General features: G+C 54.6%; 18 protein-coding genes. 11 read left to right on the top strand and 7 right to left on the bottom strand.

Annotated elements, in window-relative coordinates:
* Window positions 1–190: 190 nt before the first annotated feature.
* Together ACK3CJ_RS19895 and ACK3CJ_RS19890 are read right to left on the bottom strand one after the other, a co-directional pair.
* Window positions 191–1,240, bottom strand: coding sequence for an asparaginase domain-containing protein (locus tag ACK3CJ_RS19895; protein ID WP_409523936.1), 1,050 nt, complete (start codon window positions 1,238–1,240; stop codon window positions 191–193).
* The gene (locus ACK3CJ_RS19890) at window positions 1,237–2,691 is read right to left on the bottom strand and encodes an alanine/glycine:cation symporter family protein (protein ID WP_409523935.1); all 1,455 of its coding nucleotides are present in this window, start codon (window positions 2,689–2,691) and stop codon (window positions 1,237–1,239) included. The genes ACK3CJ_RS19895 and ACK3CJ_RS19890 overlap by 4 nt, the downstream gene beginning before the upstream one ends.
* Window positions 2,692–2,827: 136 nt before the next feature.
* On the opposite strand from ACK3CJ_RS19890, the gene ACK3CJ_RS19885 reads away from it, so the two are divergent.
* The 5 genes from ACK3CJ_RS19885 to ACK3CJ_RS19865 all read left to right on the top strand — a co-directional run bounded on the left by ACK3CJ_RS19885 (window position 2,828) and on the right by ACK3CJ_RS19865 (window position 8,925).
* Window positions 2,828–3,640: a helix-turn-helix domain-containing protein gene (locus tag ACK3CJ_RS19885; protein ID WP_409523934.1), complete on the top strand. Its 813-nt coding sequence runs from the start codon at window positions 2,828–2,830 to the stop codon at window positions 3,638–3,640.
* Between the two features lie 113 nt (window positions 3,641–3,753).
* Window positions 3,754–6,279, top strand: coding sequence for a bifunctional diguanylate cyclase/phosphodiesterase (locus tag ACK3CJ_RS19880; RefSeq protein ID WP_409523933.1), 2,526 nt, complete (start codon window positions 3,754–3,756; stop codon window positions 6,277–6,279).
* A 132-nt stretch (window positions 6,280–6,411) separates the two neighbouring features.
* Complete coding sequence (locus tag ACK3CJ_RS19875; protein WP_409523932.1) at window positions 6,412–7,191, top strand: DUF3750 domain-containing protein; 780 nt, start codon at window positions 6,412–6,414, stop codon at window positions 7,189–7,191.
* Between the two features lie 161 nt (window positions 7,192–7,352).
* Window positions 7,353–8,426: a Gfo/Idh/MocA family oxidoreductase gene (locus ACK3CJ_RS19870; RefSeq protein WP_409523931.1), complete on the top strand. Its 1,074-nt coding sequence runs from the start codon at window positions 7,353–7,355 to the stop codon at window positions 8,424–8,426.
* Window positions 8,427–8,577: 151 nt separating this feature from the next.
* Window positions 8,578–8,925 carry a zinc ribbon domain-containing protein YjdM gene (locus ACK3CJ_RS19865; protein WP_409523930.1) on the top strand — a complete coding sequence of 116 codons (348 nt, stop codon included), beginning with the start codon at window positions 8,578–8,580 and terminating at the stop codon, window positions 8,923–8,925.
* Window positions 8,926–9,058: 133 nt separating this feature from the next.
* On the opposite strand, the gene ACK3CJ_RS19860 is transcribed toward ACK3CJ_RS19865, so the two are convergent.
* Entirely contained in the window at window positions 9,059–10,123 is a 1,065-nt protein-coding gene (locus tag ACK3CJ_RS19860; RefSeq protein ID WP_409523929.1) for a tartrate dehydrogenase, read from the bottom strand.
* An 86-nt stretch (window positions 10,124–10,209) separates the two neighbouring features.
* Here ACK3CJ_RS19860 and ACK3CJ_RS19855 point away from each other — a divergent pair, with 86 nt between their 5' ends.
* From ACK3CJ_RS19855 to ACK3CJ_RS19840, 4 genes are all read left to right on the top strand, one after another.
* Window positions 10,210–11,118: a LysR substrate-binding domain-containing protein gene (locus ACK3CJ_RS19855; RefSeq protein ID WP_409523928.1), complete on the top strand. Its 909-nt coding sequence runs from the start codon at window positions 10,210–10,212 to the stop codon at window positions 11,116–11,118.
* A gap of 123 nt (window positions 11,119–11,241) precedes the next feature.
* Window positions 11,242–11,718, top strand: coding sequence for a fluoride efflux transporter CrcB (gene crcB, locus ACK3CJ_RS19850; RefSeq protein WP_409523927.1), 477 nt, complete (start codon window positions 11,242–11,244; stop codon window positions 11,716–11,718).
* Window positions 11,715–12,185 carry a fluoride efflux transporter FluC gene (locus tag ACK3CJ_RS19845; protein ID WP_409523926.1) on the top strand — a complete coding sequence of 157 codons (471 nt, stop codon included), beginning with the start codon at window positions 11,715–11,717 and terminating at the stop codon, window positions 12,183–12,185. The genes crcB and ACK3CJ_RS19845 overlap by 4 nt, the downstream gene beginning before the upstream one ends.
* Window positions 12,186–12,347: 162 nt before the next feature.
* A complete protein-coding gene (locus tag ACK3CJ_RS19840) occupies window positions 12,348–13,097 on the top strand; it encodes a cupin domain-containing protein (RefSeq protein ID WP_409523925.1) in 750 nt (249 codons plus the stop codon).
* A gap of 216 nt (window positions 13,098–13,313) precedes the next feature.
* On the opposite strand, the gene ACK3CJ_RS19835 is transcribed toward ACK3CJ_RS19840, so the two are convergent.
* On the bottom strand, window positions 13,314–13,910 hold the full coding sequence (locus ACK3CJ_RS19835; RefSeq protein ID WP_409523924.1) for a hypothetical protein: 597 nt from the start codon (window positions 13,908–13,910) through the stop codon (window positions 13,314–13,316).
* Window positions 13,911–13,982: 72 nt separating this feature from the next.
* Here ACK3CJ_RS19835 and ACK3CJ_RS19830 point away from each other — a divergent pair, with 72 nt between their 5' ends.
* Complete coding sequence (locus tag ACK3CJ_RS19830) at window positions 13,983–14,519, top strand: Crp/Fnr family transcriptional regulator (RefSeq protein WP_409523923.1); 537 nt, start codon at window positions 13,983–13,985, stop codon at window positions 14,517–14,519.
* Window positions 14,520–14,644: 125 nt separating this feature from the next.
* On the opposite strand, the gene argC is transcribed toward ACK3CJ_RS19830, so the two are convergent.
* From argC to ACK3CJ_RS19815, 3 genes are all read right to left on the bottom strand, one after another.
* Window positions 14,645–15,586: an N-acetyl-gamma-glutamyl-phosphate reductase gene (argC, locus tag ACK3CJ_RS19825; RefSeq protein ID WP_409523922.1), complete on the bottom strand. Its 942-nt coding sequence runs from the start codon at window positions 15,584–15,586 to the stop codon at window positions 14,645–14,647.
* Between the two features lie 71 nt (window positions 15,587–15,657).
* Complete coding sequence (locus ACK3CJ_RS19820; protein WP_409523921.1) at window positions 15,658–16,527, bottom strand: GNAT family N-acetyltransferase; 870 nt, start codon at window positions 16,525–16,527, stop codon at window positions 15,658–15,660.
* 57 nt (window positions 16,528–16,584) lie between these two features.
* A complete protein-coding gene (locus tag ACK3CJ_RS19815) occupies window positions 16,585–17,475 on the bottom strand; it encodes a GNAT family N-acetyltransferase (protein WP_409523920.1) in 891 nt (296 codons plus the stop codon).
* 358 nt (window positions 17,476–17,833) lie between these two features.
* Between ACK3CJ_RS19815 and ACK3CJ_RS19810 the strand changes: the two genes are divergently transcribed.
* Window positions 17,834–19,315, top strand: coding sequence for an aldehyde dehydrogenase family protein (locus ACK3CJ_RS19810; RefSeq protein WP_409523919.1), 1,482 nt, complete (start codon window positions 17,834–17,836; stop codon window positions 19,313–19,315).
* The last annotated feature ends 104 nt before the right edge of the window (window positions 19,316–19,419 follow it).

Genomic DNA, 19,419 nt, shown 5'->3' with positions numbered 1-19,419 from the left:
GCTGAGTCTGATGATTTTTCGCATCAGCAACGGCAGGTCTATGAATATAAGCATATGGGTATCAGTGCTAGGGAGGTGCTTTATTGCTGCGAGAATGCGGCAGATTCTTTTTCAATCTGGAACATGCATGATATTTTCTGCCGCACTCGATACGGAGGACTCTGTGCCTGGTTTTCAGTGTGTTTGGTTTTCAGTTGCACTCACCGCTTAAAGACAGTTGCAACGCAGCTTTTAATCGCTCTCCGCTCAGTCCTTTACCCATCAGAACATGCAGCTTGGCAAAGGCGGCTTCCGGGGTCAGATCACTGCCGGGTATCACGCCGATTCTGTTCAGCGTAGTGCCGGTGGCATAGGTACCCTGACTCACTGCACCTTGCTGGCATTGAGTCAGATTCAGCAGTGTGATGCCGCGGGCAGCGGCTTTCTCCAGAGTATCAATCAGACCCGGTGTCGCTTCCGGCGGATTACCCGCCCCGTAACTCAGCAATATCAGCCCTTTCAAACCCTGATGCTCAGTCAGCGCCGAGACAACCGATGCCGAAATGCCCGGATAGAAAAGCAGAATAGCCACAGCATCCGGATCAAACTCAGGCAGTTGAAAGTCAGGTAGCAGAAATTGCGGGTCTCCAGCGGGTAACAATAGATGAGACTTCAGCGAAATATCGATGCCAGCCTCCCCCAACCAGGGGAAGTTGGGCGAGTCGAAAGCGGCCAGGTGGCTGCTGCTGACCTTGCGCGCACGATTACCTCTCAGGATACGTCCATTGAAGCAGACAACCACCTCATTCAGGTCACTTCGTTCAGCCAGTAGCAGTGATGTGATCAGATTATCCAACGCATCATTGCGCAGTTGCGACAGTGGGATCTGGGAGCCGGTCACGACGACCGGTTTGTTGCAACCCTGCAGGATAAAGGAGAGGGCTGAGGCGGTGTACGCCATGGTATCGGTACCATGCAATACGATAAAGCCGCTGTAATCCGCCCAGCGACTGATCAGGGCGTTTGCGATCCGATGCCAGTCGGCCGGTACCAGATTGGAGCTGTCGATCAGAGGCTCCAGATCCAGCAGCTCAAAGGTCGGCAGTTGTGATGATGTCTGCTCTGATGCATGTGCCGAGGCGTGTGCGGGCAACTGCGCCAGCAGCCGGTCGTGAAAACCGGCGGCTGGTACAAAGCCCTGATCGGAGGGCACCATACCGATGGTGCCGCCTGTGTGGAGTATCAGGATAGGTCGTGTCATCTAGTCTCTGCCTGAAGCGTTTCGGACGGCAGCTCTTCCCGTTCGAGAGTCCAGGCCGTCGCATCTATATCCAGATCGCTGAAGCGAGCGGCATCAAAACGCGGTTGCTCGATACCTTCAGCGATCTGATCATCATAATCGCGCATAAAACGCAGCCCCTGTTTGAACAGCAGAATCAGTGCAAACAGATTGGCCAGAGCGAGAAAAGCCATAGTGACATCGGCAAAGGCAAACACGGTGCCGAGATCGGTCAGCGCACCCCAGCAGACCAGCGCGATGATCATGACACGGAAAACGCTGAACATGACCTTGTTGTCCTTGCCCAGAAAGCTCAGGCTGTTCTCGCCAAGGTAGTAGTTATACAGGATGGTGCTGAATCCGAAAAGGAGCAGCGACAGGCTGACAAAACTGCGACCCCATTCACCGACATGTTCCGCCAGTGATGCCTGAGTCAGCGCTACACCTCCGACATCACCGGCAGATGCAGGGTCATAAATGCCGCTGAGCAGAATGATAAAGGCGGTGGCGGAGCAGATGATCAGTGTATCGATGAACACTGAGAAGGACTGTACGATGCCCTGATTCACCGGGTGCGGAACATAGGCCACAGCGGCAACGTTCGGTGCACTGCCCAGGCCCGCTTCGTTGGAAAAGAGGCCGCGCTTCATGCCCATCATGATCGCTGCACCGATGCCACCACCGACAACCTGCTCCAGTCCGAAGGCGCTGCGCACGATCAGCATGAAGACATCGGGAATCCGCTCAAGGTTCAGGCCCAGTACCAGCAGCGCGATCAGGATATAGCTGACGGCCATGACAGGAACCAGCACCTCAGCCACCCGGGCGATGCGTTTGATACCGCCGAAGATGATCAGGCCGACAATCACCGCCAGCCCCAGACCCGTTGCGAGTACCGGCACACCAAAGGCATCTTCAACGGAAGTGGCGACAGCATAGGATTGCAGGGCAGTGAAACCGAATCCGAAAGTGACCAGCAATAGAGCTGAATACACGACGGCCAGCCATTTCCAGTTACGCCCAAGGCCTCTGGAGATGTAATGGGCGGGGCCACCACGATAAGTGCCATCCGGTTCAGACTGCTTATAGGCTTGAGCCAGAGTGCATTCAAGATAGCTGGTGGCCATCCCCATCAGGCCGACCATCCACATCCAGAAGATAGCGCCAGGTCCACCCAGGGTGATGGCGACGGCGACACCGGCGATATTACCCCCGCCGACACGACCTGCTACCGATAGTGTCAGAGCCTGAAAGGAACTCAAGTGACCATGTTTATCCCGCTTGAAGGCCTGGCTGGCGCTCAGGATACGAAACATGCTGGTGAAGTAGCGAAACTGCACAAAGCGCGAGGCGATAGTGAAACCGACGCCAACGGCGACCAGTAGTACAATCAGTACCTTGCCCCAGAGAATGTCATTAATTAGATCGAGCATTGGGTATATCTCCCCTATTGTTGTTATATCGAGCCGTTTATTTAAACAAGGGTTTGGGGTGGAAAGAAGTTGACACTTTAGCGATATCTGGCGCAGTCTGATGCTCTTAAAGCATCTATCAGCATCAGGAGGAGTGATGAATGAGGATTTCGCACGTAATCTGAGATTGTTGTGCAGCTACTACAAATCGATTGCGGAGGTCTGTCGGCGGCTGCATATCAACCGGCCGCAGTTCAACCGCTATCTGAGTGGTCGTTACAAGCCCTCGGCCAGTACTCTGCGGCGTTTCTGTGAGTTTTTTGGTGTTGAGGAGCATGAGATCCAGTTGCCACACAATCAGTTTCAGCGGTTGGTGCAGGTACGGCCCCGCGTCCGATCGGAAGTGCTGGACTCTACGCCGGAAGCGGAACATCTGGCGCGACTGGAGCAGCTTGGAAACCGGGGGCTGGATCGTTATCTGGGTTACTATTTCGAGTATTACCTGTCGATGGCCAGCCCCGGCAAACTGTTACGGACACTGGTCTGTCTGGAACAGCGTGATGGCCGGGTGCACTATCAGCGCACAGAGCGCATGGTTCCATATCCGGGTGGGCGTCCCTGCCATAACCGTTATCTGGGGGTTGCGTATTGTCTGTCGGATCGAATCTTCATGGTGGATTATGAGTCACTCAATGGTCATGAGATCAGTCAGAGCATTCTGTTTCCCAGCTTCAAAAATCGTGTTTCGCGCCTGACCGGGCTGAAAATCGGCGTGGCAGACAGCAGCGAACGCATGCCCTGCTGCGTCAGAGTGCTGTATGAATATCTGGGTCAGGAGGTGGATCTGCGACGTGCGTTGGCGCTGTGTGGTCTGTATGACATCGACTCCACAGAGATAGAAGAGTCGATTCGCAGAGCAGTACATAACGATATGGCACCCGATGAGTGGCACTTCAGAGCACGATATTGAAATCGAGCAAGTGCCGGGTGTTATCTGGTACGCACTTGCAAACGCTGATGATTTGCATGAGCGGTCAAACACGCTTATTCTTTTGAAAACTTCTTCTGGGCTGCCATACATCGATGCAGTATCTGGCCTTTACACATAGCGACATGGACCTGAGTCAGGCTTATCATGGCAGCCATTCATCCGGCCTGATGTTGCTGTCTGTGCTGATCGCGATTCTTGCCGCCTATACCAGCTTCAGTTTCAGTCGCCTGATGCGCAGTCAAAGCGCTGCCGCGGAGCACAGACTCTGGCATGTCTGTGGGGCGCTGATCATGGGAGTTGGGGTCTGGGCGATGCACTTCACCGGTATGCTCGCCTTCAAGCTACCGGTTGAGGTCGAGTATCAGATCCCCCTGACGCTCTTCTCCGTGTTGCCAGCCGTGCTGGCAGCTTATGTCACACTGGCGGTCATTGCCGGTCAGGCACCGCCGATGAGGCGGGTTCTGGCGGGTGGGTTGTTCATGGGTGGCGGCATCGGATTGATGCACTATACCGGCATGGCCGCCATGGTGATGCCGGCGATACGTCTTTATCAGCCAGGTCTGTTTGTTCTGTCGATTCTGGTGGCCGTTCTGCTGGCGGCACTGGCGTTGAGTATTTACTCTCTGCTGGGACGGAGGGTGCAGCACAAAGCACTGCTGGTGCTGCTCAGCTCTGTGGTTATGGGACTGGCGATTGCATCGATGCACTATGTGGCGATGGGCGCCACGGTCTATCTGCCTTCTGCTGCGCTGGAAGGTGTATCCGGACCTCGCCTGAATCTTGCCATGCTGGGCCTGGTGGCTGTAGGCGTAGCGGTGGCGCTGATGTTGATTGCACTGGTGGCTGTCAGCATGCTTCAGAAGGTGCAGTCTGCCGAACAGAGCAGTCGGCGTTCGGAACTGATCGCGCGGGAATCCTCGACGCGTCTGCAACAGATCGCAGCGCGGGTGCCCGGCATGGTGTACCAGTTTCGACTGGATCAGGATGGCAGTTTTACCTTTCCCTATGCCAGTGAAGCGATCCAGGATTTTTACCGCATTTCGCCCGATGCAGCACGTGAGAATGCCGCTCCGGTGATGGCACTGATTCATCCCGACGATCGTGAGACGATGTTGGCATCTATTCACGTATCTGCTCAGAACCTCACCCCCTGGCAGCATGAGTACCGGGTACTCTATCCAGAAGGTCAACTGCGTTGGCTGTTTGGTAATGCGATGCCGGAGCCGGACGCAACCGGTGTCAGTTGGAGTGGCTTCATCACTGACATCACCGAGCGCAAGACGGTGGATGAAAGATTAGAGCGTCTGGCCTTTCATGATCCGTTGACCGGGTTATTCAACCGCGGACGGCTGCAGAAAGTGCTGGCCGAGGTCTGTGCCGAGGTCGCTCAGACGAAGCAGTGTACCGGTGCAATCTTCTTTATCGATCTGGATCATTTCAAGCGTGTCAATGATACCCAGGGGCATCAGGCCGGTGATCAGTTGTTGAAACTGGTGGCCAGACGTCTGGAAAAGCTGGCACCGGCTGGAAGCTACCTGGGACGACTGAGCAGTGATGAGTTTACCCTGATTGTCGGGGACCTGCCGCGTGAGGCAGAGCAGGCCGAGGCGGCAGCGGAACAGATTGCATCCGAGATACTGAATCGGTTGCAGGAGCCCTTCAGTCTTGCCAGTCGGACATATCAGAGTGATATCAGTATCGGAATCTGCCTGTTTACTGACCATTCCCGAGGCAGTGAGGAGTTGCTCAAGTGTGCCGATATCGCCATGTCGCATGCCAAAAAGGCAGGTGGCAGAGAGTTTCAGCTGTTTGATCCGCGCATGAATGATGAGTTGCAGGAGCGCTTCGAGTTGGAGCAGGCGTTGCGGGAAGCGATTCAGGCTGAACAGATGACACTGTACTACCAGCCTCAGGTGACAGCCGATGGCATAGTGGTGGGAGTTGAAGCCCTGCTGCGCTGGCATCACCCGGTACGCGGGATGATCTCGCCGGACGTGTTCATTCCGCTGGCAGAGGAAACCGGGCTGATCGAGCCAATTGGTGCCTGGGTGCTGGAACAAGCGTGTCAGCAACTGCAACGCTGGCAGCAGGACCCACAGCTTAAGTCGCTGATCATCTCAGTCAATATCAGCGCCCGACAGTTCTATCGGTCGGATTTTGTTGAGCAGATGGCGCATCTGCTGCATATCTTCCAGATCGATCCGGCCAATCTGATGCTGGAATTGACCGAGAGTCTGGTTCTGGCAGATCTGGATGATGCCGTGGAACGGATGCAACAGCTCAAGGCGATGGGGCTGCGCTTTTCAATGGATGACTTCGGCACGGGTTACTCCTCCCTCTCCTATCTGTCGCGGTTGCCATTTGATGAAGTGAAGATCGACCAGCACTTCATCCGGGAGTGCGAAGACGGTGTGCGAAGTAAGGAGTGGGTGATTGTTGAAGCGATCATCGGGATCGCTCACACCTTCGGCATGTTGTTGGTGGCGGAAGGAGTGGAGACAGAGGAGCAGCGTCAGTTGCTGTTCGACAGCGGCTGCATCTGCTATCAGGGGTATCTGTTCGCACGGCCAGCGCCGGTGGAGGCGATTGAGGATTGGGTGCGAGGGTTAAGTGCGTAACCTAGGTTCGTAAAATAGGTGTGGCGTCGCCAGGGTCTGAAAATACGTTTTGAACATAAAGCTCGCAAGTGGATCAAACCTCACCTGATACGATTGAAGCTGCGATTTAAATAAGGTTACTGAATGAGATTTATGAAATGGCCCCTGCGGGTCATGATTGTGCTACTGGCGGTGTTTATCCTGCCCTTGGGTTGTGCGCTGACATCACAACTGAACGGTGATGATCGTGGTTCCGACTGGCGTACCGCCCGGCGTGACAGTGCTGGTCTGGCGCCAGAGGTCAGTACAACGCCTGAAGCGGTGATTCATGTCTATGCCGGTCGTGCCTTCCGTTGGCGCGGGGCATTCGGTGTGCATACCTGGATAGCGGTAAAACCTCAGGGGGCTGATCACTATACACGCTTCGAAGTGATCGGCTTCAGCGTTGCCCGGGGTGGTGAAGCGGTGCGGGTCGCACCCGGTATCCCGGATGGCTACTGGTATGGCAGCGAACCGGTACTGCTGCGTGAAGTGCGAGGCGGGGATGAGGTGGATGCGCTGATAGAACGCCTGCATGAGGCGGCAAAGCGCTATCCGCACAACAATGAATATCGCATTTGGCCCGGCCCCAACAGCAACACCTTTATCGCCTATCTGGGGCGTGAGGTGCCGGAGCTGCGTCTGAACCTGCCGTCCACGGCGATCGGCAAGGATTATCTGCCCGAGGGTGGGGTACTGGCGAGTGCGCCAAGTGGTACGGGTCTGCAACTCTCATTCGGTGGTCTTTTGGGAGTGATAGTAGCGCCGGAAGAGGGGCTGGAGTTCAACCTGTTGGGACTGAGTGCAGGAATCGATCTCTGGCCACTTGCCATCAATCTACCGGGTGTCGGGCGCTTGGGCATGCCGACACATACGCCAGTCGCAACCAACTGAGTCTTCTGTCGAGCCCTGTTGTTACACTTTGATACTTGCCTGCCGAGTGCAGCTTTCGTTTAATCGAGTGATATCTGGTAAACACTATCTGGTAATCGAAATAAGTCTGGTAATCGAAAGAAGCCTGGTAATCGAAAGAAGTCTGGTCAGGAGTAAGCAGGGTGTCGGCACAACCTATTCGAGCGGGATTGATTGGCTTTGGCCTGTCGGGGCGTATTTTTCATGCCCCGTTTTTGCTGGATCACCCTGACTTTGTGCTGGCCAGGGTAAGCAGCAGTCAGGCAGATCTGGTGCATCAGGTGGCGCCGGGTGTACCGGTGGTGGCGAGCAGTGATGAGTTGATCCATGCAGATGACCTGGATCTGATCGTCATCACAGCACCGAATCACCTGCACTTTACGCTCGCTCAACAGGCGTTGCTGGCGGGTAAGCATGTCCTGCTGGAAAAGCCCGCCGTCACCGAGCTGGCTCAGATGGAGGCGCTCAAAGCGCTGGCAGAGCAGCAGGGCAAGCTGCTGACGGTATATCAGAACCGGCGTTACGATGGTGATTTTCTGAAGCTCAGGGAGCTGGTTTTCAGTGGCCAACTGGGCAAGTTGCGCCATCTGGATAGCCGCTTTGACCGCTTCCGACCACAGCCTCAGAAGCGTTGGCGTGAACAGCCGGGTGTGGGTACAGGGATCTTCTGGGATCTTGCTCCGCACCTGCTGGACCAGATCCTGCTGCTGTTTGGCCCACCTGATCAACTGTTGGCAAGTCTGCAAACACTGCGGCACATGGATCAAGCCGCTGCGTTCAGCACAGATTGGTTCGAAGTACAGCTGTTTTATCCGGATAAAGTTGTCGTGGTCGGCTCAACACCCTTTGAGGCCGGCACGATGCGCCGCTTCAATGCGCGCTTTGACGCGGGCAGTTGGCAGTGTACAGGAGTAGATCCGCAGGAGGAGGCATTGAGAGCGGGTCAGATGCCCTGGCACTCAGGTTACCCTGATCAGGGTGCTAAACAGAGCGGTTTTCTCTTTCAGCCGAGCAATGAGCAAATGGATGATGCTTTGAGTTCTGCTCCTATCCCTGGCGACTATCGACACTTTTATCAACAACTGGCACTGGCCATACAGGGCAAGGATGAACCACCCGTCACCCTGCAGGAGGCATGCCGTTTGATCTATACCCTGGAGCTGGCAGAGCGGTCTTCTACACAGGGTAAGCGCCTGGAGTGGCGCTATCCAGGATGATACACGGCAACACAGGCAGAGTCATGCGCCTGGCGCGCTTTATCCTGCGCGGTCAACTCGGGTATCATATGCCCTCACTTGGCATAGGCCATTAATACGAAACTACACCGGAACTACACCGGAACTACACCGGAACTACACTGGAACCCACATGAGCGCACTACCTAACTGCCCGCAATGCGATTCTGAATACACCTATGAAGATGGCCTGATGTATGTCTGTCCCTCCTGTGGCCATGAGTGGGCACAGGATGCGAGTGCTGATGCAAGCAGTGATGAACCGGTTTATCGTGATGCGAACGGCACGGTGCTGCAGGATGGTGACACGGTGACCGTGATCAAAGATCTGAAGATCAAAGGGACCTCTTCGGTAGTGAAGGTCGGTACCAAGGTGAAGAATATCCGCCTGGTTGGCGGTGATCATGATATCGATTGCAAGATTGATGGGATTGGTCCGATGAAACTCAAATCCGAGTTTGTGAAGAAAGCTCAGGATTGATACTTACCTGAATCCGTGATTGCACTGCCAACTTATTGTCTGTGCAGGCATATCCCGGGTGCCTTGGGTGAGACGCCGTGAATGCACTCACCCAAGACCTCCGGGATGCGCCCTGAAGTCACGGATTCATCTGTCAGATCAGAGCGGCAACTGCTTCCCCCATCTCGGTTGTGGAGGCTTTGCCGCCGAGGTCTGGTGTGCGTGGTCCTTCGGCCAGCACTTTTTCCACCGCCTGCAAAATCACGTCATGCGCCTCCTTATAGCCCAGGAAATCCAGCATCAGTGCGGCCGACCAGATCATGGCGACCGGGTTGGCGATATTCTGACCAAAGATATCCGGTGCCGAACCATGCACCGGTTCAAACAGGGATGGGAATTTGCGCTCGGGATTCAGGTTGGCAGACGGTGCAAGACCGATCGTGCCGGTACAGGCCGGGCCGAGATCCGACAGAATATCGCCGAACAGATTGCTGGCCACAACAACATCGAAACGGGCCGGTTGCAGTACAAAGCGGGCGCACAGGATATCGATATGCTGCTTGTCGACCGTGATCTCCGGGTAGCCCGTGGCCATCTCATCGGCACGATTGTCCCACCAGGGCATGCTGATGGCGATGCCGTTGCTCTTGGTAGCCACCGTCAGATGTTTGCGCGCGCGGCTCTGAGCCAGTTCAAATGCGTACTTCAGTACACGATCAGTACCATGGCGGGTAAAGACCGATTCCTGAATGACCACCTCTCGGTCGGTACCTTCAAAGATCTTGCCACCGAGGTTAGTGTATTCGCCTTCAGTATTCTCACGCACCACAAAGAAATCGATATCACCCGCGTTGCGACCAGCCAGTGGGCAGGGGACACCTTCAAACAGGCGTACCGGACGCAGGTTGATATACTGGTCGAATTCGCGGCGAAACTTCAGCAGCGAACCCCATAGCGAGATATGGTCGGGCACAGTGTCGGGCCAGCCGACTGCGCCGAACAGGATCGCATCCATCCCTTGCACCTGCTCTTTCCAGTCGTCGGGCATCATGCTGCCGTGTTCCAGATAGTAATCACAGCTGGCCCAGTCTACGCTTGTGATCTCCAGTTGCAGGTCGAAGCGCTCAGCAGTCACCTGCAGAACTCTCAAGGCTTCGGGCATCACCTCTTTACCGATGCCGTCACCGGCAATCACAGCGATTTTGAATAGTTTGCTCATGTTCAGCTCCTGTTGTTTATTTTCTATACTAGTTATCTACGAATCGAATACAATCGAGCAAAAGGTTAATCGACTGTTTCCATATCATGAATAATCAGCTCTCTAATGATGATCTGCGTGTTTTTACACGGGTTGCTGCCAGATCCAGCTTCGCTGAAGCAGCCGCGGAGCTGGGTGTGTCAGTGGCTTATGTCAGCAAACGCATCAAAGCCCTCGAAAACGCACTCAATACACAACTGCTGCATCGCACCACACGGCGAGTCAGTGTCACCGAGCAAGGTGAGAAAGTACTGCGCTGGGCAGAGCGGATACTGGATGATCTGGACCAGTTATTTCAGGAGGTGGCCGACACACGGCATCTCCCTCGTGGACAGTTGCGGATCAGTTCCAGCTTCGGGTTTGGTCGCCAGCAGGTCGCGCCTGCCGTGTCGGTGCTGACAGATCGTTATCCTGAACTGTCGGTTCGTTTTGAGGTGTTTGATCGGTTGGTAGATGTTGCCGGTGAGGGGTTCGATATCGATGTGCGCATCGGCGATGACATAGCGCCGCATCTGATCGCCCGCAAGTTAGCCGATAATCATCGCATTCTCTGTGCATCACCTGACTATCTGGCACGGCGAGGGGAACCTCATACATTGGCAGAACTGTCTGAGCATGAGTGTCTGGTGATCAAAGAGCGGGATCATCCCTACGGCGTGTGGCGGTTGCAATCGGACACCGGTGAGAAAAGTGTCAGGGTCAAAGGCAGTCTGTCGAGCAATCATGGTGAGATAGCGGTGCAGTGGGCGAGTGAAGGGCGAGGTATCGTGTTGCGTTCGCACTGGGATGTCAGCCCTTTGCTCGCCTCCGGTCAGTTACGCCGGATACTGCCTGAATACTATCAGACTGCAAATATCTGGGCAGTTTATCCACAACGGCTGGCGCACTCGGCGAAAGTGCGTGCAGGAGTGGAGCATCTGGTGGAGTGGTTCAGTGCACGCTTGAGTGCTCTGTAGCCACTGGCGGATGATCGTATCCGTGCGCTCGAAATACTCAAACGGTTGCTGTGACCTTGACTTCGGTGGCATATGAAATCATTGTCAGTCAACTTTGATCCGAAGCCGGGGAGGCAGTAACGGGTGCCGGTGTTTATTTACAGTCTGATCTGCGTGGCCCTTGGCAGTGCGCTGGGGGGAATGGCGCGTTATTGCGTATCCGATTATGTCGGACATAAGTTTGGAGCTCATTTCCCCTGGGGTACGTTGCTGGTGAATGTCAGCGGGGCGCTGGTGATTGGTTTGCTGGCCGCACTGGTCGGCACGCTGCTGTCGTCTTCCGGGTTGTTCTGGCAGTTGGCAGTGACCGGTTTTCTGGGCAGCTACACCACTGTATCCTCCTTCAGTCTGCAGACACTCGCACTGCTGCGTGAAGGCTATCTGTTGCGCGCACTGGTCAATATCACTCTGTCGCTGCTGCTCTGTCTGGTGTGTGTGGGGCTGGGCTATTGGTTTGGGAGCTGGTTTGGGAGCTGGCTGGGGAGCGGGTTGGACATTGATATGGGCAGTGCTTTGAATGCAAGTGGTCTGGCTAGTCTGAGCATCAGGGAGACTGCATGATCAGACGCATGCTTTCAATTCGTAAGCGCCGACAGGTGATCAGAGCCTACTGGCGGGCGCTGGATGATCAAGTGCAGGTTTACCTGGCGATAGCGCTGGGCGCGATGCTTGGTGGCGTGGCGCGTGCGCTGGCGTCCGAAGGGACACTGCTGCTGGCCGGTTCGGGCTTCCCTTGGGGAACTCTGTTTGTGAATGGGCTGGGCTCCTTCCTGATCGGGCTTTATGCCACGCTGAGTGCCCATGATGGCCGCATTGTCGGTACTGCCTACCAGCATCAGTTTGTGATGACTGGCTTCTGTGGTGGCTTCACCACCTTCTCTATCTTCAGTCTGGATACTCTGGCGCTGATGCAGTCGGGGCAGGCCGGGCTGGCAGCGATCAACCTCGGCGGTTCACTGCTGATCTGGCTGCTGGCCGTCACGCTTGGGCATCTGTTGGCCAGACAGATCAACCGCCTGACCGGTTAGCTGATCCGGGATTAACACTCTCGGATCACCTGCGGCAGTTCATACCGATTGCAGGTACGATAACGACAGGATGATCTTCTATTCGGCTTTAAAACCACCGCTTCAACAATTGATGGACCTCTATACTGGTGACTTACATCAAGCACTGACCGGAGGTTTTTCATGCTCAGGAGCAACATTCAGAATAATGCAGAGTCCCGTATTTCTCATCCATCTTTCATTGATTTACGCCGTTTTGCCAAAGCAGGAGTATGTCCTCCAATTGATATTGCTATGGATGCTTTCCTGAGCAGTCGGCGAGTGCTGGAGTTGCCCGATGGGCCTGTAGAAGTCGGTGCTATCTATCTGGATATGGGCCAGGGCTCAGTAGACAATCTTTCAACTGACGAATTTGTGATCGTATGTAGTGGGAGTGTGGTGTTCCAGCAAGCGGATAGGGTGCTGAAGCTGGAAAAAAATGCCAGCGCACTTTTGCCTCATGATGCCGGCTTCACCTGGAGTTGCGAGGCTCCGACAACGCTGATCTATGTACGTTACAGGGGTAGTGTCGCAGGTGATGGCAGCATCGTAGCGATTAATGAGGCTGCGATGCTGGAGCCTTCGGGAAGTCCACTGGCGGAGTTACTGGTTGGCCCCACGCCGAAGTGTCGGAACCATACTGACTATCTTTCAGCCGACGGCGAGTTTATGTGCGGTACCTGGGATTCGACGCCCTATTATCGCAAGGCGATGCACTATCGGCACTTCGAATTGATGTATCTCCTGGATGGCTCTGTCACCTTTGAAGATGAGACCGGTTTAAAGGGCACCTTTGTCAAGGGCGATATTTTCATGGTTGAGCAGCATGCGCAATGCAGTTGGGAGAGCCTGGAGCATGTCAAGAAGGTGTATGTGATTTACCGCCCCTCCTGAGGGTTGTCGACCCTTGTGTGGGGCTGGCTCACTTTCTTTCAGCAGCAGATTTTCAGTGGCTCGACCCTTGCCGCGAAATAAAGGCTATATCACCCTTTCTCCCCGGTCATGCTGTCCCCGGGGAGTTTTTTGCTTCTGGTAGTGACGCTTGGCCATAAGATGGGAAAACTGAGCAGCCGTCTCTGCGAAGACAGGGATAGTTATTCGGCAGAAGCCTCACTGGCAGCCGTGGGCTTGCCGATATCTTTCAGGGTCATGACCGGCAGGCACTTCGGAACAGTGGCTTTCTCCATAGCCGCGCAATCTATTGTAGCGAGTAATCTGTTTCTGGGTCAGAAGCGCGGGGGTGGTCAGGTGCTGTGACAGATGTATGAAGCGAAGCTCTGTCCGTGCTTTTTCGCTGTATTCAAGCAGTGTCATTAACCCGGCTTCGTTGATTTCACCGGATTGAAATGCACGCTCCAGTTCAGCCTCCGCACGGATGAGTTGCTGACCAACGGGAATGGCTGCTGCTTTCATCACCTTGAGCTGCAGGGTAATCCTTTCTATCTGCTCTTCAGTGAGCTCTATTCTATCCTTCAGCTCCAGCAGGTGTGCAGGGCCAGGAATACCATTCAACTCGGCTACCAGTGCCATTCCCCATCCACCACCTTTTTCAAGTTCTGCAATATCGGATTCTGACAAGGATTTTATCGCGCGTGTCTCCAGTCCGGCATAGGGTGTGCTCAGAGTATCATGAGTCTGACCAGCCGAAACCTGCGTCAGGAATAAGGTGGTTAGGATAAGGAAAATGGGCTGTTTGATTGGGTGCATATCAATGTCTCCTGTACTGGAATTGAAACCCTATTCTTGCATCTGACATTGTATTGATACATGATCATTATCATGTTAAATGAGTTAGAAAGGCTTTTCCGAGCACTTAACCCGATGGAAAAGTCATTTGATATGGGCGAAACAGTGTTCAGGCGGAACCAATCTGTTTCGTCTCTCTATTTTGTTCTCAGCGGCCATGCATCGCTGATCAGACATAGAGAAGATGGCGTCGAGCTGGTGTTGCAGCGAGCCGGCATTGGGAAGGTGCTTGCTGAAGCGTCGCTTTTTTCTGATCGATATCACTGTGATGCGCGAGCAGGTGAAAGCACTGTCTTGCTTCAGGTGAACAGGTCCCGCTTGATTGATCTGCTGCAGTCGGATCCGGCATTGTCGATGCTATGGTTGGAAAGTCTGTCCCATTCTGTGCAGCAGGCGAGGACACGTGCAGAGATTATCTCTCTCAGAACGGTCAGAGAGCGGCTCGATGCCTGGCTGTTAATGAATGGCGAAAGTCTTCCCGAAAAGGGGCAATGGAAGAGGATGGCTGCTGAGTTGGCGGTCAGTCCCGAAGCCCTTTATCGTGAGCTTGCAGCCCGCAAGAACTCATGACTATTTAGTCGGGCCGTCATATTTCATGGTAACTGCCATCCGACAATCCTGGCAGGATGCTGCAGCACTCCGCTGGACGGGTGCCGCTGCTGGTCAGTGAATGGCTGGGCTTGATCTTTATAGCTTTATTGCAGGTCGACGCCCACGTCTTCGTGAAAGCCCAGCATCAGATTCAGGTTCTGTACCGCCGCTCCCGAGGCTCCCTTGCCAAGGTTGTCGAGCTTCGCCACGAGCAGTCCAGAGCATTGATCAGGTGAACCAAAAACCGACAGTTCGACCCTGTTACTGTTTTCCAGTCCATGAGGTGTAATAAAGGGTGCCGATTCAGGGGCGACTTCGTTAAAGGGGGCCACAGTGACGAAAGTTTCATCCTGATAGGTGCGCACCAGCTCGTTATACAAATCTTCGATACTGATACCTGCAGCCGTCTGGATCGGAATAAAAATAAGCATCCCCTGGCGGAAATTGCCGACACTGGGAATAAATACTGGCTTCTGGCTCAAGCCGGACCAGGTCTGTATCTCGGGTAAATGTTTGTGTGCAAAGTCGAGACCGTAAGCGGCAAAGCTGGGAACCTGGCCAGTAGCGTTTTCATAGCGCTCGATAAGTGCGTTACCGCCACCACTATAGCCCGATACAGCATTGATGCTGTAGAGGGCATATTCCGGGAGTAAGTTTGCTGCAATAAGAGGCTGCAGCAGCAGGATGACACCGGTCGGATAACAGCCCGGATTCGATACGAATTGTGCCTTGGCAATGGCCTGCCGTTGACCTGATGTCAGCTCCGGTAAACCATAGACCCATCCATTGGCGGTGCGATGAGCTGAGCTGGCATCGAGTACACGACAGCCCGCTTCTGCGGCCAGTTTTGCGCTTTCTTTGGCAGCATCATCAGGCAGGCAGAGGACGCTGACATCTGCTGCCTGCATAAGGCGGCGCTTGACCTCAGGGTCTCGTTTATCTGCCGGAGCGATACTCAAAATGTCTATGTTGGGGTGGTTTTGCAGACGCTGGCGTACCTGTAATCCAGTGGTGCCTGTTTCGCCGTCAATAAACACTTTTTTCACGCCTGATCTCCTTTAATGACAGAGCTTGATAAGAGCTGAGGATTCGATATATCTGTCAATCATACCAGATTTTAACCAAGCGCCTGATTGATAATGGCAAACTGGTGCACGCGGGTATCTGTATGAGGTGCTGCGCCTTTTGCCATCGCGATGACGGTATCAACCCGCACGAGGCCCAGTTCACTCAACCAGTGATTCAGTTCATCTGAGTGTGAGCCCTGTATATCAATGCGTACGAATGAATCGACACGGGCCCCTGCCCAGTAGCTGATCAGGGCCTTGGCGCGCTCCACATCGGGTGCCACGACCGGGCCGATAACATAACCGTGTCCGAAGCGGCGCATCAGCGCGAATCCCGTGAGCTCTCCGTAACTGTCGATGACCACGCCTTCGGCGATCTGCAGCAGTTCGTTCAGAGTGGTTGCACGTGGCATACCGCTGGCGCGGGAAGCCAACTCGGCTATTCTGATGCGATCACCCTCCCCGATCGGGCGGATATGTTCACCGGCTGGCAGTGTGACCGTTTCAGATTGAGCGACTTTGCCCTGATGTTGATGAACCTGGCCGATCGCTTTGAAGCCGAGGCTTTCATAAAGCGGTTGGCCTGACGGGGTGGCATACAGCAGCGTATTGCGATCACCGAGCTCTTCAAGCACCAAATTCATCAATACACGTCCGATGCCCTTACCTTGTGCATCAGGTGAGACGATCACCATGCCGAGTGAACCATAGTCATTACCATGGCTCCAGCACAAGGCTGTACCGATTGGCAGTCCGTCACGTTCCGCAACAAAACCGCTGCCGAGGTGATGCACAAACTGCCAGTCCTCAAGTCGGTGTGGCCAACGGACTGTTTGTGACAACTGGTATGCGGCAGATAGATCACTTTCCTGCATACGCCGATAGGTGATTGGACTTTCAGTGCGCTGGGACAGCATCATTTTTCCTCCGTAAGTTTTGTCTACTCTGGTGCCTGAGTGCGGCGATGACTGGAAAGCCTAGCCGAGGGTATGGCTGGCGAGCGCGAAGGTGTAGATGCCGGTATCGTCCAGCGGGTGTTGTTCCTGGGCCATGGTAGTTACCCGGCCATATTCCTGCAGACCGCAGCGTATCAGGAATTCAGTGAACTCACCGTCGCCCCGGGCCGTATCTACCCTGAGAAATTGTCCGGCATGGCTGGCCACATAAGGTGCGATCAAAGCGATGGCATCGGTATCGTTCTGCGCGACGACCGGCCCGATAACATACCCACGACCAAACTTGCGGCACAGTGCAAAACCGATCATCTGTTCATTGCGGATCAGTACGGTGCCTTTGGATACTCCGAGAAGTACTTTAAAAACCACTGTTCTGTCCACTCCGAAGGCGGCTTTGTCGAGACGGACAATTTCTGCCAGATCTGCGGCTTCAAGCTTCCGTAATTGAGCTCCATCCGTTGGCTCTACTCTTGGTTCTACTATGCCGGGATTAATCGCTATGCCTTGATGCTGGCATACGGTACCCAGTGTTTTGAATTGGAGAGACGTGAAGAGTCGGTGTGATTCCTTGGTGGCATTCACACGAATATTACGACCCTCACACTGCTGCATCACATGCTTCATCAGCCAGCGACCGCCGCCCGATGCCTGGAGACGAGGCGAGGTGATGACCATGCCAGTAGTGGCAAAGTTGTCAGCTATCGGGAACCACATCGCGGAGCCCACGATCCTGCCAATTTTATCGCAACCGACATAGCCCTTTCCCAGTTGCAGCAGCATACGCCAGTCATCGGGGCGATGCGGCCAACCGACGCCGACCGAAAGCTCGTGCAGTTTGGGGATATCGGCCTCACGAAGGTCTCGCAGGGTGAGTTCATAAGTCTGCAGACGCTTTGACATCTCGTTGGACATGTTATCGCTTCCTCCTGGATACATAACGTCATCTTCAGTCGGGAGGGTCTTTAAAAAACAGGGTGGCTGATGCTCGCGAGGCCCTGAATACTCCCCCATAGTCTGATCTTAAGTTTCGCATTGGATAAGGGTAAATACTAGGACGTTCTTGCCGAACAGCCATGGTTAGCGGGTGTGAGCGTTATTCGGCATTAATTGTTCGATAGCAGGAGAATAAAGCAACTTTGTGTGGCGGTGAGTGGTGATGACAGCACAAAGCTTCGAGCAGGGCGCTTTATCATGGAGTCAACACCTGATGATCATCCCTGAGCAGGTTAAGGATGGGGGAGCGGGTACATGAACTTTCGGAGAAACTGCCATGACATCTTTTGAACCTTCTTTTGAACCTTCAGCCATCGTTGTACCCGCTACGCATTTTATTGCCGGGCGCGCCAATACCATAGCAAACGGCGCTATGGAGATTCGTCGTCCATCGGATGGACAGGTGTATGCAGAGCTGCCGCAAGCCGATCAGAATCTGGTTGATCAGGCGGTGGAAGATGCCTGGCATGCTTTCAAAAGCAGCGATTGGGCAACCTGTTCGCCGCGTGACCGGGCGCGGGTGATGCGACGCTGGGCTGACCTGATTGAGGCGGATGCCAACACTCTCGCACCGCTTGAATCGATAGGTTCTACCCGGCCGATCAGCAGTGCGCTGCAATGGGATGTTCCGTTTTGTGCCGAAGGTATCCGTTACTTTGCTGAGTATGCTGACAAGTGTGGTGGTGAGGTCGTGCCGACCCGTCGTGATCAACTCGGAATGACCATCACCGAGCCTTATGGTGTTGTTGCTGCCATAGCGCCATGGAATTTTCCGCTGGTAATGGCGTCGTGGAAGATAGCGCCGGCTTTGGCGGCAGGTAATGCCGTGGTACTGAAGCCATCGGAACTGACACCGTTCAGTGTGGTACGACTTGCGGAGCTGGCAATTGCTGCCGGTATGCCGCCGGGTATCTTCAATATCGTGCAGGGTGATGGACGGGTAGGCGATGCTCTGTGCCGTCATCCGCTGATCTCCAAGGTGACCTTCACCGGCTCCACACGCACCGGGGCTGCGATCATGGCCGCCTGCGCCGAGACCGGTACCAAGCCGGTGACGCTTGAGCTGGGGGGCAAGAGTCCACAGCTGGTTTTTGACGACATCGCTGATATCGATAAGGTGGCACGCAGAGTTGCGCTGGCGATCTCCACCAATGCCGGGCAGGTCTGCGTGGCCGGATCACGCCTGATAGTGCAGAAGTCGATCGCGAATCAGATGATTGATCACATTGCGGCCGCTTTTGATGAGCTGGTGGTCGGGCCGACCTGGCAGGCAAACAGTACCCTCTCGCCCATTATCTCGGGTAAGGAGCTGCAACGTATCGATTCTGTGGTGCGTGCGACGGTAGAACAGGGTGGTGAGGTCGTCACGGGTGGTCGATGCCTGGCGGCTGATTCTGGCGGATCCTTCTACCAGCCCACCATTTTGCACAATGTTGATATGAGCATGACGGGCGTACGCGATGAAATATTTGGCCCGGTGCTGTGTGTTCAGACCTTTGAAGATGAAGAGGAGGCGCTGCAACTGGCCGCGCACCCGTCTTATGGATTATCGGCAGGTGTGCATACCGCTGATCTGAGTCGTGCTATGCGTTTGGTGCGCGGATTGGAGGCCGGTACGGTATGGGTTAATCGTTACGGGCGCAGCTGGGATTTTGCGCTCCCGACGGGTGGTTTCAAGCAATCCGGGATCGGTAAGGATCTGGGGCGTTATGCCTACGAGGCTAATCTGCGTACCAAGACTGTTTTGATCGATTTTTAGGCGGCTCGCTTGTTGGAAGGTGAGCTTCTGGCGGCAGCAGTTTCTGCTGTGAACCTTGCGCAATGCCAACGTTTCTATGCTTCAGCGGGATTAAATCGAGACAA

Origin of the sequence: Nitrincola salilacus, assembly GCF_046271865.1 — a bacterium.
Taxonomy (GTDB): Bacteria; Pseudomonadota; Gammaproteobacteria; order Pseudomonadales; family Balneatricaceae; genus Nitrincola; species Nitrincola salilacus.
Note: the sequence above shows the minus strand (reverse complement) of the source record. Positions and strands in the feature narration are given on the sequence as shown.

Coding starts and splice junctions, on each gene's coding strand:
- ACK3CJ_RS19895 (WP_409523936.1), bottom strand. CDS start 1,240: ATGACACGACCTATCCTGATACTCCACACAGGCGGCACCATCGGTATG.
- ACK3CJ_RS19890 (WP_409523935.1), bottom strand. CDS start 2,691: ATGCTCGATCTAATTAATGACATTCTCTGGGGCAAGGTACTGATTGTA.
- ACK3CJ_RS19885 (WP_409523934.1), top strand. CDS start 2,828: ATGAATGAGGATTTCGCACGTAATCTGAGATTGTTGTGCAGCTACTAC.
- ACK3CJ_RS19880 (WP_409523933.1), top strand. CDS start 3,754: ATGCAGTATCTGGCCTTTACACATAGCGACATGGACCTGAGTCAGGCT.
- ACK3CJ_RS19875 (WP_409523932.1), top strand. CDS start 6,412: ATGAAATGGCCCCTGCGGGTCATGATTGTGCTACTGGCGGTGTTTATC.
- ACK3CJ_RS19865 (WP_409523930.1), top strand. CDS start 8,578: ATGAGCGCACTACCTAACTGCCCGCAATGCGATTCTGAATACACCTAT.
- ACK3CJ_RS19860 (WP_409523929.1), bottom strand. CDS start 10,123: ATGAGCAAACTATTCAAAATCGCTGTGATTGCCGGTGACGGCATCGGT.
- ACK3CJ_RS19855 (WP_409523928.1), top strand. CDS start 10,210: ATGAATAATCAGCTCTCTAATGATGATCTGCGTGTTTTTACACGGGTT.
- ACK3CJ_RS19845 (WP_409523926.1), top strand. CDS start 11,715: ATGATCAGACGCATGCTTTCAATTCGTAAGCGCCGACAGGTGATCAGA.
- ACK3CJ_RS19840 (WP_409523925.1), top strand. CDS start 12,348: ATGCTCAGGAGCAACATTCAGAATAATGCAGAGTCCCGTATTTCTCAT.
- ACK3CJ_RS19835 (WP_409523924.1), bottom strand. CDS start 13,910: ATGCACCCAATCAAACAGCCCATTTTCCTTATCCTAACCACCTTATTC.
- ACK3CJ_RS19830 (WP_409523923.1), top strand. CDS start 13,983: ATGTTAAATGAGTTAGAAAGGCTTTTCCGAGCACTTAACCCGATGGAA.
- ACK3CJ_RS19820 (WP_409523921.1), bottom strand. CDS start 16,527: ATGATGCTGTCCCAGCGCACTGAAAGTCCAATCACCTATCGGCGTATG.
- ACK3CJ_RS19815 (WP_409523920.1), bottom strand. CDS start 17,475: ATGTCCAACGAGATGTCAAAGCGTCTGCAGACTTATGAACTCACCCTG.
- ACK3CJ_RS19810 (WP_409523919.1), top strand. CDS start 17,834: ATGACATCTTTTGAACCTTCTTTTGAACCTTCAGCCATCGTTGTACCC.